We start from the raw sequence: 15,505 nt of genomic DNA on the forward strand, positions 1-15,505 counted from the left end.
ATATTCGTGCCGACACCACTACCGGAGCATCCCGGAACCGAGTCGGCTCCGGTGACAGTGTGGAATATGTTGAGCGCAAACGCTATTAGGTCAATCGTCCAGTTCCGCTGGGTCGCATGCCATCCGGCCGCACTCGAACCGTGCGACCATTGCCGCATCCGAGTGGCTCATCCTGTGGGTTCGATCACTACCACCCGGTAATGTGATGCAGACCACAGCTAAGGTTGAGGAGATGCCTTACCCTGCTGAGAAACACGCCACCTAAAGGCTTCCCCACGAATCGACACACAGAGTGAGTCGGAACCTGCGCCACTCGAGGAGGTGCGGTCGCCATGACCACAGAACAGCTGGTCCGCAACCCCGTCTTCGCGGGCCGGGCCGCCGGCGACATCGCCAGCCAGTCGCCCCGAGACGTCGTCGCGGCAATGTTCTCGTTCGACCTCGACAACGGGAACGTCGATTTCGACGCGGTCGAACGGATCCGAGAGCGCGAATTCGACGACTGGGTTCTCGCCGCCACCCGGTCCGGCCTCTTCTCCCCGCGTGAGATCGAGGCCCTGGCCAGGTCATGGCACGCCGACCCGAGGTCACTGTTCGAGGCGCTCCTCACCGACGCCGACGACATGACCCGCAAGCGCTACGAGATCGCCTGGGACTCGCTCGACAAGGCCGACTCACTCGAATACGCCTGACGGTGCCGGCCACCGACGGTGAAACGCCTGACAGCCAACGCACCCACCCACGATGAGCAACAAAAGCGGCGCGAGAGCATGGGAGGACGGCACCCGATGACGAACTCGACCGTTCCAGAGCAGTTGCTGCACGCCGTGCAAGACCGCACCACCGAGATGCGCCGATGGCTGGACACGGACAACAACAGCGAAACGCTGATGGCGCACCTCCAACACGAACCGGTCGACGCAACCTGGCTACGCACCTATCAGCGCCTGGGCCGCGACCTCATGTCGGCCGTCGGAAACGCGCAGGAACAGTCGCCGCGACGTCGATGAACACCGACCAGGACAATGCGGCCGAACGGATACGGGACACGCGCGCGGTCCTTCGAACCTTCACGCCCGCCGAGCGCACAGGGGCTTTCAACCTTGGGCCGACCCGACACCTACCCCTTGGCAGCAGCCGAGACCTGAAGTCCCGTTCGTCGATCCTTCGGGTGTGGGGCGACCACTGCTCGATCTCCGCCAGGGCGAGGGTGTCGTGTTCGTCGTAGTCGGCGAGCACTGTGACAAAGTCCCACTCCGGGCCCTCGCTGCTCTCGGAACTCGCGGGGCGGGTCATCGGTGAGCCCTCCGATGCCCGGGCTCCGACCACAGATTCCGTCACTCGAAACGTTGAAATTTTGCACTCTCAGTAGCGGTTTCACACGGTTTTCCCGAACCCGCGCCTATAAATAGTCGGTAGTAGCCCCGCCGCTGCACCCGGTTGCCACACACCTTGGATGGTGCGCCATGCGTCGGGGATCGTAGGCGTTGTCGAGCATTTTCAAGCCGTCGCGCTGCCCGACGATCCCTCCGCGAGCGGAACCAGGCTCCGCTGCGATCCGTTACTGGCGCGGCAGTCGATCCACCCTGCACCAAACTTGAACTGACTTCAATTAGGGAACTAAGGTGACCGCAGACACTACAGCAGCACAACGGAGGGGCACGATATGCCAGGAATCGGCACCGACGTACTCGTCATCGGCGCGGGCATGGCAGGACTGACCGCGGCCGCCCGCTCCCTCAGCCGGGGTAGCTCGGTCATCGTCGTCGAGAAGTCCGCCACGGTCGGCGGGTCTGCCCAGTTCGCCGGGTATGCATGGACGGCGCCGTCGCACGAGGTGATCGACGAAGTCAACCCCAACGGCGACCCCGCATTGCGGCGCGCGCTCGTCGACGGATTCGCTCGAGGTATCGAGTGGATTCGCTCGCTCGGGGTCGAGTGCGCGGACGCCGTGACGGTCCTGCGGTACGGCACAGGCCACCAGTTCGATACCAACCAGTACATCGGCGAGTGCCGCAAGCGAATCCGGACCCGCGGCGAACTACTCAACGGCACTGGCACTCTCGGGCTTCTCACCGAGGACGGTTCCGTGGTCGGGGCGCGGATGCGGCTAGCGGACGGCACCGAACGGGAGATCCGCGCCCATGCAACGATCCTCGCGACCGGGGGATTCCAGGCGAATCCCGCGGCGGTGGGCGAACATATCCATCCAGCTGCGAGCGCGATGCAGTTGCGTTCCAACCCGACCAGCGCTGGTGATGGATTACGGCTGGCCGAGGCCGTTGGTGCCGCGACAGGGAAGGCTCGCTCCGGCTTCTATGGACACCTCATTCCCACCGGGGTGAGCTTCCGTGAGCTGTCCGACTTCGTGGCACTGTCGCTGTACTACAGCGAGCACGCGTTGCTGTTCAATCTCGACAACCGCCGGTTCATCGACGAGACCGCCGGCGATCACTTGACCACGATGGCCCTGCTCGAACAGCCCGAGTCCCGCGGACTTCTGGTGGCCGACGAGCGGGTCTACCGCGACTGGATCACCGGCAGCTACGTGGAGGGTGCTGTTGCCATCGACAAGTTCGACCTCGCACAACGCCGCGGCGGCAGGTGCGGGTTCGCCGAGAGTCTCGACGATTTCGCCTACTTGCCCGAGGAATGGGGTTATGACGGTGCCGCCATCGCCGAGGAGATCGGCAAGATCAATGCGGCAGGACGTGCGGTGCGACCGCCGCGCGCCTACGACGCCGAGCCCTTGGACAGGGGCCCGTATTACGTGATCGAGGCGTGCCCAGCGCTGACGTTCCCGTTCCACGGCGTTCGCATCGACGAGAACGGCTGCGTCCTCGCCGCTGCGGGCGGAACGATCGAGGGTCTGTTCGCTGCGGGATCCGACACCGGCGGACTCTACGACCACGCCTACACCGGCGGCATCGCACCGGCTCGGGTGTTCGGCCTCGCCGCGGCGGACCGAGCTGCAGCCGATCGTGCGGTCGTCACCGCGTGAGGCCGTCGACTTCGCTCCGACCGGTGCATGGCGCAGGATCCATCAGGAGCGCCGGCAGCTGATTGGAAGGGAGAAATCACTGATGCAGCCCGGTTGCGGCTACCTCCTCGCTCCGAGATCCGCTCCGCAACGCGGACTTCACAGTCCTCGTTGCCGTCCAATGCGTCACCAATGTGTGCGTCTGGGTTTTCGTCGTTGCGGTCCAGTGGACACTGACCGTGTCCGGGGAATCCTCGACGGTCATCGCCTCCGTTCAGACAGCGCTAGCAATTCCCTTCCTCCTGTTCGCACTTCCGATGGGCGTCTGGGGTGAGCGCGGGGCGGGGCCGGTCTTGATGCGCGGAGCGCTACTCGTCCTTGCGGGTGCGGCGGCGGCCGCGGCCGTGCTCGCAAGTATCGGCGACGTGCCCCCATGGCTGATGCTCGCGACGGTCGTCGCGGTCGGCGCCGGGCTGTCGACTATCACGATCGCTTGGCAATCGCTCATGCCGCACATTGTGGGCCGACCCCTCGCGGGTACCGCGGCCATCCTCGATGGCGCCTCCTACAACGGCGCCCGTGCAATCGGCCCGATCATCGGTGGTGCACTGTTGACCGCGACGACGTCCGAGGCCCTCTTTCTGGCGTTGGGCGTCGTCTTCGCCGTGCTGGTCGTGCCGCTGCGCTCGCGGAGGCGCGTGGGCTCGGCAATGCCGCGCTCATCCGAACGGATGCTGCCCGCACTGGCGGTGTCGACGCGGTTCGTCTGGAATTCCGCTTGGACCCGGCGACTTTTGTACCGCCTCTCGGTCTTCGGGTTGCCCTCGAGTTGTCTGTGGGCTCTGCTGCCCGTGATCGCATACGAGCGGTTGGGCCTGTCCTCGAGTCAGTTCGGTCTGATGTTCGGGCTCGTCGGGTTCGGTGCCGTCGTAGGGACCGTGGCGGTGATGCCTATTCGCCGCCGGATGAGGCAGAACGCGTTCATCTGCGCCGGATCACTCGCCTATGCTGCCGTTCTCGCCGCGGTCGCCACGGTGTCGAATGTTGTGGTCGTCGCCGTGCTCATGGTGGTCGTCGGCGCCTCGTGGGTCGGTGTGCAGAGCTCCTGGATGATGGCTGCCCACGGCGCTCTGCCGACGTGGATCCGGGCCCGTGTGATTGCCTTGATGCTGTTGGTCTTCCAGGGCTGCCAGGCGGTCGGCTCAATCGTCTGGGGGGCGCTCGCCGATCTCTTCTCCCTCGAGCTCGCATTTGGTACGGCGTCGGTAGTGATGGTTGGCGCGGGCATCGGCGCGCTTGTCCATGGGATCGTGCCGGCGGAGACGATCGCCCCCACTCTCGACGCCGCGGGTACGTGGACCGCGATTCCGCTGGCACCGGTGGTGGAGGAGTCGGCACCGGTCCGGGTGACTGTGACCTATCGTTTGCGGCCCGGTGGGGACGCGTCGTTTCGGGCGCTTCGGCGCGACCTCGCACGCGCCCGCCGCCGTCTCGGCGCGCGCCGCTGGACGGCTGAGGTCGGTACGGACCGCGTGATCGAGCGGTTCGATTTCTGCGATGTCGCAGAGTACCGACGGTATCTATCCGCCCGGTTGACCGATCCGGAGAAGTGCCTGCTCGACAGAATCTGGGTCGACGCGTGCGCCGAACGCCCCATGTCGAGGCTTTCCAACCGCTGATAGATTCCGGCCGGCGCACTCGACACGACGGATTCCTCCACGTGTGGTTGTTCGCCCCACCTCGGGCGGCGCAGAGTCCATTCACACGAAAACGCGCGATTCGGAATCCGGGCCATTTGGTCGATGCCCTTTGACGTGAGCGGCGGTGGCCATCGCGGATGGACGCATTGCGCCGACCACGGGCGCCCGGGCAGGGTGGCTCCGATTGCGGCAACGAGCCCAGCGTGCGCGTTGGAGACGACGCCTACCCTATGCCCGGCCAGGCCGCGGGCGTGGTGACGCGCGCGCTCGAAGCAAGATCTGGTCTATTCGTTGGGCTCTATGTGCGCTTCGATGAATTCCCCGTCATACCACCCGCGGGCCTCTGCGTAAGACAGCATGGCTCCGAAGTTCTCAAGCCACTCACGGGTGTGTGGTCCTTGGTTGCGGAGCCAGGCTGATCGAATGAAGACCGCGTCGTTGTCGATGTAGCCGATATTTGCGCTGACCAGAGTTTCGTGGGCCTTCTCGCGATCGGAGCTCATGTGTACGTGAAACGTCTTGAGATCCAGGAGGTGACGAGTTGCAACACTGTCAGACGTGACCTCGATGTACATTGTCTTCCTTCCTAGCTCGACGGGTAGGGCCCGGAGCGCGCCATCCGATGGAATTGGCTGTCGTGGAACACGATGGGTGATACGGAACTGTGCATCTTGATGCGGTTGACGGCAAGCACTGCGATTTCGTGATCGCCCGCTCGAACCTGCTCGTAGATTGAACAGTTCAACCAAAGGGCTGCGCCGGCAATGAAGACGGCCCCGGAGCTGTCGCGAACCCACTCTATTCCCGCGAATCGATCGGGCACTTGCGACGCGAGTGCCCGAGCGGTCGACGCGTGGGCGTCGGCCAGCACACTGACACCCAGAGATTGGGCTCGTCGGAGCAGAGGCCATGTTGTTGACGTGAGGGCGACGCACACGGACACCAGTGCTGGTTCGAGCGACACCGACACGAAGGAGCTGGCTGCGATACCGGTCGGCTCGCCGTCGATCACTGCGCACACTGCCGCGACGCCTGATGGAAAGCGGCCGTACGCGCCACGAAGGACGTGCGGTGACAGATCGTCGCCGCCGACGAATTCGTCATCGGACCCTGCTGCCTGAATTTCTGACATTGACACCCCGCCACTCGGAACGAACTGAATTAGGTTCATTTCAGGTTACCGTAGACGACCGCGCACCAGAACCGTTTCGGGTGCGCAACTTCCAGCATCAAAGCCTATTGACGAGACGTGGATCACAGCCTAACCTTCGCATGAAATGAGTTCAGTTTGCCAAAGGAGAGCGTGTGCCGACTGTCGAGGAGTTGCGAGTGTCGAATATCGACATCGCCCGTAGGTATCTAGAGGCCATCAACACCTGGGACTTCAATGTCAAGCGTGAGCTTCTCGCGGAGGACATCGTCTTCGAGATGCGTTACGCCCCTCCTGGATTCAATCGGCGGATGGAGGGCATCGAGGAAGTGATGGCCTTCCTGGAGACCATTCCCTCCATCATCGAGACCGAGGGGCTGTACGACTTCAGGCTCGAGACGTATCACTCCGATCCCGGCGAGGTCATCGCCGAGTACAAGAGCGACATGAAGATGGTCATCCCGGTCGAGCTGAAGAACGAGTACGTCACGCGTTTCACCATCCGAGACGGGAAGATCACGCACTTCTGCGAATTCTACGACCCGATTCCCCTGGTTATCGCTCTCGGCGGCCGAGTGGAGCCCGCGACCATCGAAAGCGCCAGATCGGCCCATACCGAAAGTGCCTAACGCCCATCAGCGACGTATGTGCTCGCTGGGCTACCACAAAATCGAGCTAGACCGAGAAACCGAGGTGTTGCATGTCCGAATCCAACTACCCGACCGCGTTCGGCGTCTTCATGGCCCCCTTCCACAAGATCGGAGTGAGCCCCACAGTTCTCTATGAGCGGGACCTGCAGATCATCGAGCTCGCCGACAGCCTCGGGTTCCAGGAGGCGTGGCTCGGCGAGCACCACTCCGGTGGTCACGAACCGATCGGCGCGCCCGAAATGCTGCTCGCAGCGGCCGCGCAGCGCACCAGAACCATCAAACTGGGGACGGCTGTCAACTCGCTGCCCTACCACAACCCGTTCCTCCTCGCGGAGCGCCTGGTCACCCTCGATCACCTATCTCGCGGTCGCGCGATCATGGGATTCGGTCCCGGACAGCTCCTTTCCGACGCCTACATGCTGGGTATCGACCCGACGAAGCAGCGCGAGATGATGCTCGAGGCTGCGGAGGTCATTGTTCGGCTCCTCCGGGGTGAGACGGTGACGGAGAAGACGGAGTGGTTCGATCTTCGCGAGGCCAAACTACAGGTACGCCCCTACAGTCTGCCGGAGCTGGATGTAGTTGTCGCAGCCGTCACCTCACCGTCCGGGCCTGTCACCGCCGGGAGGCTGGGTGTGGGGATGATCAATCTTGCTGCCACCAGCCCTGCCGCCTTCGGCGCCCTTCGCGGCCATTGGAAGATCGCCGAGGACGAGGCAGCGAAGGCCGGGCGGACGGTGTCTCGCCGGAACTGGCGGCTCTCGGCGATCACTCACATCGCAGAGACAGAGGAGCAGGCGCGCAAGGACTGCACCCACGGGTTCGAGGAGATCTGGAACTATCTGGCGCATATCTCGCCGCTGCCGGCATCCGAGAAGCCCGACGTCGAGGGAATGATCGACGAGGCCATCGAGTCTGGGTCGGTGCTGATCGGAACCCCTGACACCGCAATCAAGAAGATCCGGCAACTTGCCGACCAGACCGGTGGATTCGGAAGTTTCATCATGACGCTCACCGACTTCACCGACTACGAGCGCCAGCGAAATGCCGTCACGCTCTGGGCCGAGCACGTGATTCCTGAATTCCGGGGGCAGCTCAAGCCCATCCGCGAGCACAATGCGTGGGTGCGGGGTAACGAGTGGAAGGCCGAGACCATGGCGGCCATCAACGCTGCTACCGAGAAATACGCGGCACAGCATCAGCCGGTAGCGGTCAACTAACACTCCATTCTCACGAGCTGTGACCAGCCGTCTGCAGCAGCTCGAGAGACAGGGCAGTTCCCGGCCTGACCACCAGGAAGACGATCTCACCATGACTGTCACCGACGAAAGTCCGCTCGCGCAGCGCATCGCCCTCGTACCAACGCTCGCTGAGATCCACGCGGAAGAACGAGTGGTGGCTGCGATCAGTCAGCTGTCCCGCGGGGAGGCCATCATCCTCACCGATGGGATCGACTCGCCGACCAGCGGTGAGATCGTCTTTCCTGCGGTCCGGATCAGCACGACTGATGCCGCCTTCGCTATCCGTCACTCCTCAGGGTTCCTGCAAGTCGCCCTATCATCGGACCGATGCGACGCCCTATTGCTGCCGACTCAACAGGGTGCCGCTCCAGGAACCGCACAGTGCGTCACCGTCGACGCGGCCACCGGTATCACCACCGGCATCTCTGCCGCGGACCGTGCAACAACGATCCGGCTCTTGGCGTCCCCGGACGCGTCACCCGCGTCCTTCAGCCGTCCAGGCCATGTGGTGCCCCTGCGCGCGGACGCGGCGCTGCCCACGTCGGACTTCGGGCATCCCGAAGCTGCAGTACATCTGGTAGCGGCAGCCGGTTTCCCACCCGCCGCGGTGCTCACCACCGTCGTCGGCACTACCCACCCGACAGACATCGCCTCAGGCAACGACCTGCACGAGTTCGCCCGCACCCACCAACTTCCTGTCGTCGGGCTCCGTGACCTCGACTCCGAGAAGCCACCACTGCCCTGCCTCCACGTGTCGGTGGACCTCCCCGGCGGAAGAACATCCCTCGAATCATTCACCGACCGGGGCCACAACTATCTCGTTGTGGCCGTGGGTGAGGTATCCGGCCGAGAGGACGTGCCCGTTCACCTGCTGCCGGCAGATCAGGTGTTGATCGACGCAGGATCTCCACGTGCCGAGCCGCGCATTGTAATCGGGCTACCCCAGACCGCGGAGGACGAATACAGTCGTGCGATCGACGGGCTTCATCGGCCGCACAGCACGATCCGCGCCGTCCTCCGCCGTCTGGGTTGCCTGTCAGTGCGAGCACACCACCGCCCCGACAGTCTCAGATAACCGGCAACGGAAGGACCATTCACTGCGTCTGCAGGTCCGACGCAGAAGGCTCTCGGAGGACTCCGCTCGCGCGACATCCGCGCAGCACGCGAGGACCAGACGAATGCAAGGAACCGTCAGAAACCCGATCGGCAACACCGGAGACGACGACCGAAACGCCGCGACAGCGCGCCGGAGCGCACACCAGTCGATCCCGGCTCCCTGCACTGCGCCCCAATCATATTGGCGCGAAATCTACAGATTCATCGGGCGCACCTGCTCGATCGGCCGAAGCATTGCACTGTGATCCAGGTTACGCCCAGACCCCGTTCGTCAACAGAACCCAATTCGATTCAGAGTGAGGCGACATTGAAGGTCCTATGTGCCACAGTCATTCTAGGAGTTGCGCTCACACTCACAGCGTGCGACTCCACATCCTCCTCCGCGGCGGGAGACGGCTCGGTCAATACCCACGCCGTGCAGATTGCGCAAGCAGAAGTCGACACGCACCTGGCGGACGCGACGAACGTCGGAGTCACCGAACCTACCAGTGGCGCACCGCGTCAGGGACTCCGGTTCGCCTACGTAGGCTGCGCACTGCCGACGTGCGCGACGTTCCGCGATGGCATGACCGCTGCAGCCGACGCCATCGGGGCGACGGTGACCACCCTGACCTACCAGGGCACCCCGGAGAGTATCCAGTCGGCCTTCGACAACGCGGTGCAGCTACATCCGGATGCGATTTTCAGCACGGGCACCCCGCCGTCCGCCACTGTCAAGCAACGTGAGGAGATGAAACGACTCGGCATTCCGTTCATCGACAACTCTGCGATCTACGAACCCGACCCCAAGACGGCGGCCGGCACCGTAGACAACGACCCGGCTCCGCCGACGGTCCTCTTCGAGCCGGCCAGCATGGTGCGCTACATGGGCCAGTTGCTCGCAGATTGGGCGATCACGCAGTCCGGCGGCAATGTGAACAGCATCTTTGTCAACGTTCCGGATTTCCCGATTGTCGTCCCTCCACAGGTCGGATACGAGGATCGGCTCGCGGAGCTGTGTCCGGATACGTGCTCGAATACCAACATCAATGGTACGGCCAATGACATCGGGACGGCCATTCCATCCAAGGTCGTCAGCGCACTGCAGCAGCACCCCGACACCAACTACATCGTCTTCACGGCGGGTGATTTCTCGCTGGGTGTACTGCCCGCAGTTCGCGCGGCAGGGTTCACCGACGTCAAACTCATTGGCAACAGCCCGATCGCCGACAACATCGCGGGCTTGACTGCTGGAGACCAGAATGAGGCATGGCTGGGCGTCTCCAACCAGGTACTGGGCTGGCGTTACGTCGATGCCGCGGTGCGCGCGCTGAAGGGCGATGCAATCCCCTCGCCGGTCGCCGATAGCTCGGACGATACGACCGCAGCGGCATGGCCGTGGATCCAGATCCTCACGAAGGACACCGCCCCGACCGAGGATCCCTGGATCACCCCGCGCAACTACAGGGAGCTCTTCCTGACGATGTGGAACCTACCGGTTACCTGACCAACCACGAACATTCGCGGTCTCAGCCTTTTCAGAACGGGAAGCCAGTGAACGATTTGTTAGAGCTCTCCAGCCTGTCGATGACTTTCGACAGCGGCCGCGCGCTCGACGGCGCGGATCTGAGCCTGACGGTGGGTGAGATACACGGTCTGGTGGGACAGAACGGGTGCGGGAAGTCCACGTTGATCAAGATCCTGTCGGGTTACCATTCCCCAGACCCGGGAGCGGAGGGCACCTTTCTCGGAGCACCACTCCCCTTTGGTGACCCTTCCGCACCGCACCGAGTCGGAATTCACTTCGTGCACCAGGATCTCGGGCTGGTGGACGGCCTTTCGGTTGTGGAGAACCTCGCATTGGGGTCCGGGTACGCAACCGGCCCATTCGGGAACATCCGATGGCGGCGGCAAATAGCTGCTACCAGGGAGGCCACCCACGCGCTGGGATACGAGCTGGACCCGCACACCGATGTGAGCAAACTGAGTCCCTCAGAGCGCGTCGGTGTTGCGATATCGCGCGCCCTGATCAACGACTCGAGCGCAGCTCTCCGGCTGCTCGTTCTCGATGAGCCGACCGCGGCGCTGCCACCGACGGAGGTGCAGCGCCTCTTTGCGGTCCTACAGAGATTGAGCGAGCGCGGAGTGACCACGTTGTTCGTCTCTCACCGGCTCGACGAACTGCTCACCGCCTGCGATCGAGTGACGGTGCTTCGCAGCGGTCGCCGCGTATCCACTGCTCAGACGTCCACCATGACACGGGAGAGTCTCATCCGGGACATCCTCGGCCGGCCACTCGTGCCGCACAAGCCGACAAGTCTCTCGGTCAACAGCCAGGAGCCATCTGTCACGGTTCGGCGGCTGACCGGCACGAGATTGAAACCGCTGGACTTCGACGTCTACCCAGGCGAAGTCCTCGGGCTGGTCGGTGTGACGGGCTCGGGCCGGGAAGAGGTGGCCAGCCTCATCGTGGGCGCGATCGAGCCGATCGACGGGTCTGTCACGGTAGCTGGGAGCACATACTCGGGATTGAACCCCCACACCGCATCTCAGGCGGGGATAGCCTTCCTGCCGACGGACCGGCGGCGCAGTGCGGTCATCCCAGACGCAACGGTGCGCGAGAACCTGACTTTGCCCATGCTCGACGACTTCACCCGGCTGGGCGGCCGTATCAGCAGGCGTGCAGAGAGCCGTGTCGCGGGTGACTGGATCGGGAAAATGCACGTCCGCCCATCAGACCCGGAGAACCTCGTCATCAACCTGAGCGGCGGTAATCAGCAAAAGGTCCTTCTTGCGCGATGGCTCCGAACCAAGCCCAAGATGCTGATTCTCGATGAACCCACCCAGGGTATCGATGTGGGAACGAAGACACAGTTCTACGCGTTGCTGAGCGCGGCTGCCCGAGACGGGATCGCCGTCGTCGTGTGCACAACGGACGGTCAAGAAGCGGTCGAGCTCTGCGATCGCGTTCTTGTTCTCGCGGACGGGGTGTGCACGCGTTCACTCAGCGGCTCGTCACTGACCACCGCGGTCGTGGAGCAAGAGTTGCTGGGGTTGCACGAAAACACGGAGAAGGACGAGGTACTGGCATGACGAGCGTTGAATCCAAACCAGCAGCACATCCCCAGCTTCAAGGGGACAAGAAACCGCTGCTCGGCGTTGTTCTGCAGCGCTACTCGGGCCTCGTCCTGCTCGCCGCGCTGATCGTGTTGTTCTCCGTCCTGCTACCGGAAACGTTCCCCACGATCCGGACGTTCCGCACACTCATCGCCGACCAGGCGATCACGACGATCCTCTCTCTAGGCCTGCTCGTCGCGTACCGCGCGGGTGCCTTCGACCTCTCAGTCGCGCAAGGCCTCGGCCTGGCCGTCATTCTTGTCTCCTGGCTGCAGTCATCGCACGGGCTATCCGTCCCGATGGCTACCCTGCTCACTGTGACTGTCGGGGCCCTCGTCGGAGCCGCGAACGGGATCGCCATCGCGATACTCAAGGTGAACTCCTTCATCGCCACCCTGGCGATGGCATCGATACTCGAGGCCGTCATCTACGGCGTCTCCGGGGGCAACCAGATCGTCGGCGGAATACCGCAGGGATTCCTCTCGCTCGGTCAGGCCCAGTACTTCGGGGTTCCCGTCGTGGTCATCTACATGGCCGTGGTGGCCGTAATCGTCTGGTACGTCACCGAACAGATGCCAGTTGGACGCCGACTTCACGCTGTCGGCAGCAACGTGGAGGCATCGCGTCTCAATGGCATTCGCACAGCGCGGTACATCTTCGGCGCGCTCGTAGCTTCATCAATCCTCGCCTCACTCGCCGGTGTGATCTTCGCCGCCAAGATCGGAAGCGCATCCCTGACCGCCGGCGCCCCCTACCTCCTTCCCGCGTTTGCCGCGATCTTCCTGGGATCGACCCAGGTTCATCCCGGCCGAGCGAATGTGGCGGGGACGCTGATCGCGATCGCGATGCTGGCAACCGGAGCCAAGGGGCTTCAACTGCTCGGCGTGCCGATCTGGACAAGCAGCCTGTTCAACGGCGCCGTGCTCTTGGCCGCAGTGTCCATAGCGCAGATCAGGCGCAGTAAGTCGCGGTCATAGCTCGCCGCACGCCCAGCTCTGTACCGCCGAATCGTCCCCAACCTACCCACGAGAAAAAGGAACGGAAATGGTCGATCTAACAGGCAAGACTGCCCTCGTAACCGGTGGAGCGCGAGGACAGGGCCGTTCGCACGCCCTCGCCCTCGCCGAAGCCGGCGCTTCAGTCGCCATCCTCGACGTCTGCGAAGACATCAAGAATGTCTCCTACCCACTCTCCTCGCAGGCGGACATGGACGAAACCATGCGGCTCATCAACGAGGCTGACGGAAACGCACTTGCCCTCAAGGCAGACGTGCGAGACCGGGAGGCCATCAGCGATGCAGTCGAGCAGGTCGTCGACACCTTTGGATCGCTCGATATTCTCGCGATCAATCATGGCGTCATGGCGATCAGCGAATTTCGCCACATGGATCCCGCCGACTGGGACGTGGTCATCGACATCAACCTCAACGGCGTCTTCAACGTGCTGCACGCCGGCCTTCCGCATCTGCTGAATCAGACCTGGGGACGGGTGATCATCACATCGTCAATGGCGGGCAAAGGCGGGTACCCACAATTCAGTCACTACTCCGCCTCAAAGTGGGCGGTCATCGGGCTGGCAAAGACCGTCGCCCTCGAGGTGGCGACCACCGGGACCACCGTGAACGTCATCTGCCCCTGTTGCGTGGACACTCCCATCATCCACAACAACGTCATGTACGGACTGTTCCGACCCGACCTCGACTCCCCGACAATCGACGACGTCGCCGAGGAATTCCGCCGATATCAGCCCCAGGGAGTTCCATGGATTCCCCCTCAGGCAATCACGGACGCACTGATGTTCCTGGTCTCCGACGGTGCGAAACACATGACCGGCGAGACCCTCTCCGTTGCGGCCGGCCAAAACGCCAACGGTGCCGCCTAAGTAGTCCATCACCAAGACAGGAGTGAAATGGGAAGAGTTGAGGGCAAGGTCGCTTTCATCACCGGAGCGGCTCGCGGCCAGGGCCGCAGTCACGCAGTGCGCCTCGCCGAGGAGGGCGCAGACATTGTGGCCGTTGATATCTGCGGCCAGATTGATTCAGTGCCTTTCCCGATGGCGACACCTTCGGACCTGCAGGAGACAGCCGAGCTTGTCGAAAAGCAGGGCCGCAGGGTCGTCGCATTCGAATGCGACGTGCGTGACTACGAAGCCCTAAATGAGGCTGCGTGCCGTGGGGTAACCGAACTGGGGAAGATCGATATCGTGGCAGCGAACGCAGGAATCACTTCAACCGGAAAGCTGCATGAACTGCCGGAACAGAAGTGGCAGGACGTGATCGACGTCAATCTCACCGGCGTCTGGCACACATGCAAAGCGACCGTACCGCATCTAATCTCGGCAGGCGGCGGATCGATCGTCGTCACTAGCTCAATGGCGTCGCTCCGAACATGGCAGAACATCGGCCACTACTCGGCGGCGAAGCACGGCGTCGTGGGAGTAGCAAGAGTAATGGCTGCGGAGCTAGCCCCATTCGGAATCCGAGTCAATGCATTGCATCCAACACAAGTCGAAACCCCAATGCTCGATAACGACTGGGCATTCCAGCTATTCCGACCGGACTTGGAGAGACCGTCAAAAGATGACGTCGTCGAACCGATGACCGCACTGAACCTCCAGCCGGTTCCGTGGGTTGACCCCATCGATGTCAGCAATGCGCTGCTCTTCCTCGCCAGCGACGAAGCCAGATACATCACCGGGGTCTCCCTGCCGGTCGACGCAGGAGCCAATGTGAAGTAATCCGGGCGGGCACCCGAGCTGCCCGTCTGTCCGCCAGCGAGTGGGATCCATCGCTGACGGAGGCCACAAATCCTGATCGTTGAGTTCGGTACCGCGATCGCCGCTGGTACCGGCGCGGCGAGAGATATCGACGCCGCTGAGACATGACGGCGATCGTGGCCGCAGCTGGCACCGGTGCCGCGGGATTCGCGCCGTCAGCAGCAACCACCGACGACCACGGCACAATAGTCGCGGCTGTTGCGGGTGTTCCACCTGCCATCCCAGCTCAGCGTCGAGATCACGCGGACCGTGAACTCTTACCGGACAAGTCGGCGACGGCCAGCTCGAAGGGCTCCGCGGTATCCGCCTCCTCGACATCGACGACGGACGATTGCGACCGGTTCTTTCGGGGCCTTCAGCTCGTCGGCCGAGTCCTCGGCCAGCTCGTCGAGATCGGTCTTTCCGGGTGCGTAGTAGTCGGTGACCATGTCCTCGGTGCGCACCCGCACACATGCCCGGGCGGGCCGTGTCGAAGACCCTGTCGATCGCGATCTCGGTCAGCTCCCCGGCCTCGAAGTCCTCGAGCGGGGTACGGCCGCCGAGGATTCTCGGTCGCGGTCAGCCACCAACTCGCCGCACCGTACGGATCATCCGCAACTTCGAGTCGCCGGTTCGCATACCGGACCAAATCGTGAATCTCGTGCCGACTCCGGTCGATTGGAACACCAGGTATCGGTAGTCCGGTCACCAGCCGATCGGCAACCCGACCAACTCCCACGCCCTGCGCGGTTATTGCGCGACGCTGCGGATCGGCTCACTCATCGGCGCCAAGATCGGCGCCGCCTCCATCGAGTCGA

At 63.3% G+C, this 15,505-nt stretch carries 13 protein-coding genes and 2 pseudogenes; 12 read left to right on the forward strand and 3 right to left on the reverse strand.

Annotation, left to right across the window (positions count from 1 at the left end; all coding sequences use genetic code 11):
• Positions 1 to 332: 332 nt before the first annotated feature.
• The 4 genes and pseudogenes from JWS14_RS00100 to JWS14_RS00115 all read left to right on the forward strand — a co-directional run.
• The gene (locus tag JWS14_RS00100; RefSeq protein ID WP_206012194.1) at positions 333 to 692 is read left to right on the forward strand and encodes a hypothetical protein; all 360 of its coding nucleotides are present in this window, start codon (positions 333 to 335) and stop codon (positions 690 to 692) included.
• A gap of 96 nt (positions 693 to 788) precedes the next feature.
• Positions 789 to 1,010 carry a hypothetical protein gene (locus tag JWS14_RS00105; protein ID WP_206012195.1) on the forward strand — a complete coding sequence of 74 codons (222 nt, stop codon included), beginning with the start codon at positions 789 to 791 and terminating at the stop codon, positions 1,008 to 1,010.
• A 656-nt stretch (positions 1,011 to 1,666) separates the two neighbouring features.
• Complete coding sequence (locus tag JWS14_RS00110; RefSeq protein ID WP_206012196.1) at positions 1,667 to 3,001, forward strand: FAD-dependent oxidoreductase; 1,335 nt, start codon at positions 1,667 to 1,669, stop codon at positions 2,999 to 3,001.
• 128 nt (positions 3,002 to 3,129) lie between these two features.
• A pseudogene (locus JWS14_RS00115) lies at positions 3,130 to 4,659 on the forward strand (MFS transporter); the annotation flags it as partial.
• Positions 4,660 to 4,817: 158 nt separating this feature from the next.
• On the opposite strand, the pseudogene JWS14_RS49785 reads toward JWS14_RS00115, so the two are convergent.
• From JWS14_RS49785 to JWS14_RS00125, 3 genes and pseudogenes are all read right to left on the reverse strand, one after another.
• Positions 4,818 to 4,931, reverse strand: a pseudogene (locus JWS14_RS49785) (hypothetical protein); the annotation flags it as partial.
• Between the two features lie 33 nt (positions 4,932 to 4,964).
• Positions 4,965 to 5,255, reverse strand: coding sequence for a hypothetical protein (locus tag JWS14_RS00120; RefSeq protein WP_206012197.1), 291 nt, complete (start codon positions 5,253 to 5,255; stop codon positions 4,965 to 4,967).
• 11 nt (positions 5,256 to 5,266) lie between these two features.
• Positions 5,267 to 5,812: a flavin reductase family protein gene (locus JWS14_RS00125; RefSeq protein ID WP_206015870.1), complete on the reverse strand. Its 546-nt coding sequence runs from the start codon at positions 5,810 to 5,812 to the stop codon at positions 5,267 to 5,269.
• Between the two features lie 173 nt (positions 5,813 to 5,985).
• On the opposite strand from JWS14_RS00125, the gene JWS14_RS00130 reads away from it, so the two are divergent.
• The 8 genes from JWS14_RS00130 to JWS14_RS00165 all read left to right on the forward strand — a co-directional run bounded on the left by JWS14_RS00130 (position 5,986) and on the right by JWS14_RS00165 (position 14,669).
• Positions 5,986 to 6,459, forward strand: a complete 474-nt coding sequence (locus JWS14_RS00130) for a nuclear transport factor 2 family protein (protein WP_206012198.1) — start codon at positions 5,986 to 5,988, stop codon at positions 6,457 to 6,459.
• A 71-nt stretch (positions 6,460 to 6,530) separates the two neighbouring features.
• Entirely contained in the window at positions 6,531 to 7,700 is a 1,170-nt protein-coding gene (locus tag JWS14_RS00135; RefSeq protein ID WP_206012199.1) for an LLM class flavin-dependent oxidoreductase, read from the forward strand.
• 91 nt (positions 7,701 to 7,791) lie between these two features.
• Entirely contained in the window at positions 7,792 to 8,796 is a 1,005-nt protein-coding gene (locus JWS14_RS00140; RefSeq protein ID WP_206012200.1) for a 3,4-dihydroxy-2-butanone-4-phosphate synthase, read from the forward strand.
• A gap of 456 nt (positions 8,797 to 9,252) precedes the next feature.
• Positions 9,253 to 10,323 carry a sugar ABC transporter substrate-binding protein gene (locus JWS14_RS00145; RefSeq protein WP_241031186.1) on the forward strand — a complete coding sequence of 357 codons (1,071 nt, stop codon included), beginning with the start codon at positions 9,253 to 9,255 and terminating at the stop codon, positions 10,321 to 10,323.
• On the forward strand, positions 10,209 to 11,909 hold the full coding sequence (locus JWS14_RS00150; RefSeq protein WP_241031187.1) for a sugar ABC transporter ATP-binding protein: 1,701 nt from the start codon (positions 10,209 to 10,211) through the stop codon (positions 11,907 to 11,909). The genes JWS14_RS00145 and JWS14_RS00150 overlap by 115 nt, the downstream gene beginning before the upstream one ends.
• Complete coding sequence (locus JWS14_RS00155; protein WP_206012201.1) at positions 11,906 to 12,910, forward strand: ABC transporter permease; 1,005 nt, start codon at positions 11,906 to 11,908, stop codon at positions 12,908 to 12,910. Before JWS14_RS00150 ends, JWS14_RS00155 begins: the two co-directional genes overlap by 4 nt.
• Positions 12,911 to 12,977: 67 nt before the next feature.
• Positions 12,978 to 13,814, forward strand: a complete 837-nt coding sequence (locus JWS14_RS00160) for a mycofactocin-coupled SDR family oxidoreductase (RefSeq protein ID WP_206012202.1) — start codon at positions 12,978 to 12,980, stop codon at positions 13,812 to 13,814.
• Positions 13,815 to 13,841: 27 nt separating this feature from the next.
• A complete protein-coding gene (locus JWS14_RS00165; RefSeq protein WP_206012203.1) occupies positions 13,842 to 14,669 on the forward strand; it encodes a mycofactocin-coupled SDR family oxidoreductase in 828 nt (275 codons plus the stop codon).
• Positions 14,670 to 15,505 lie beyond the last annotated feature (836 nt).

Origin of the sequence: Rhodococcus koreensis, assembly GCF_017068375.1 — a bacterium.
In the GTDB taxonomy this organism is placed as follows: domain Bacteria; phylum Actinomycetota; class Actinomycetes; order Mycobacteriales; family Mycobacteriaceae; genus Rhodococcus_F; species Rhodococcus_F koreensis.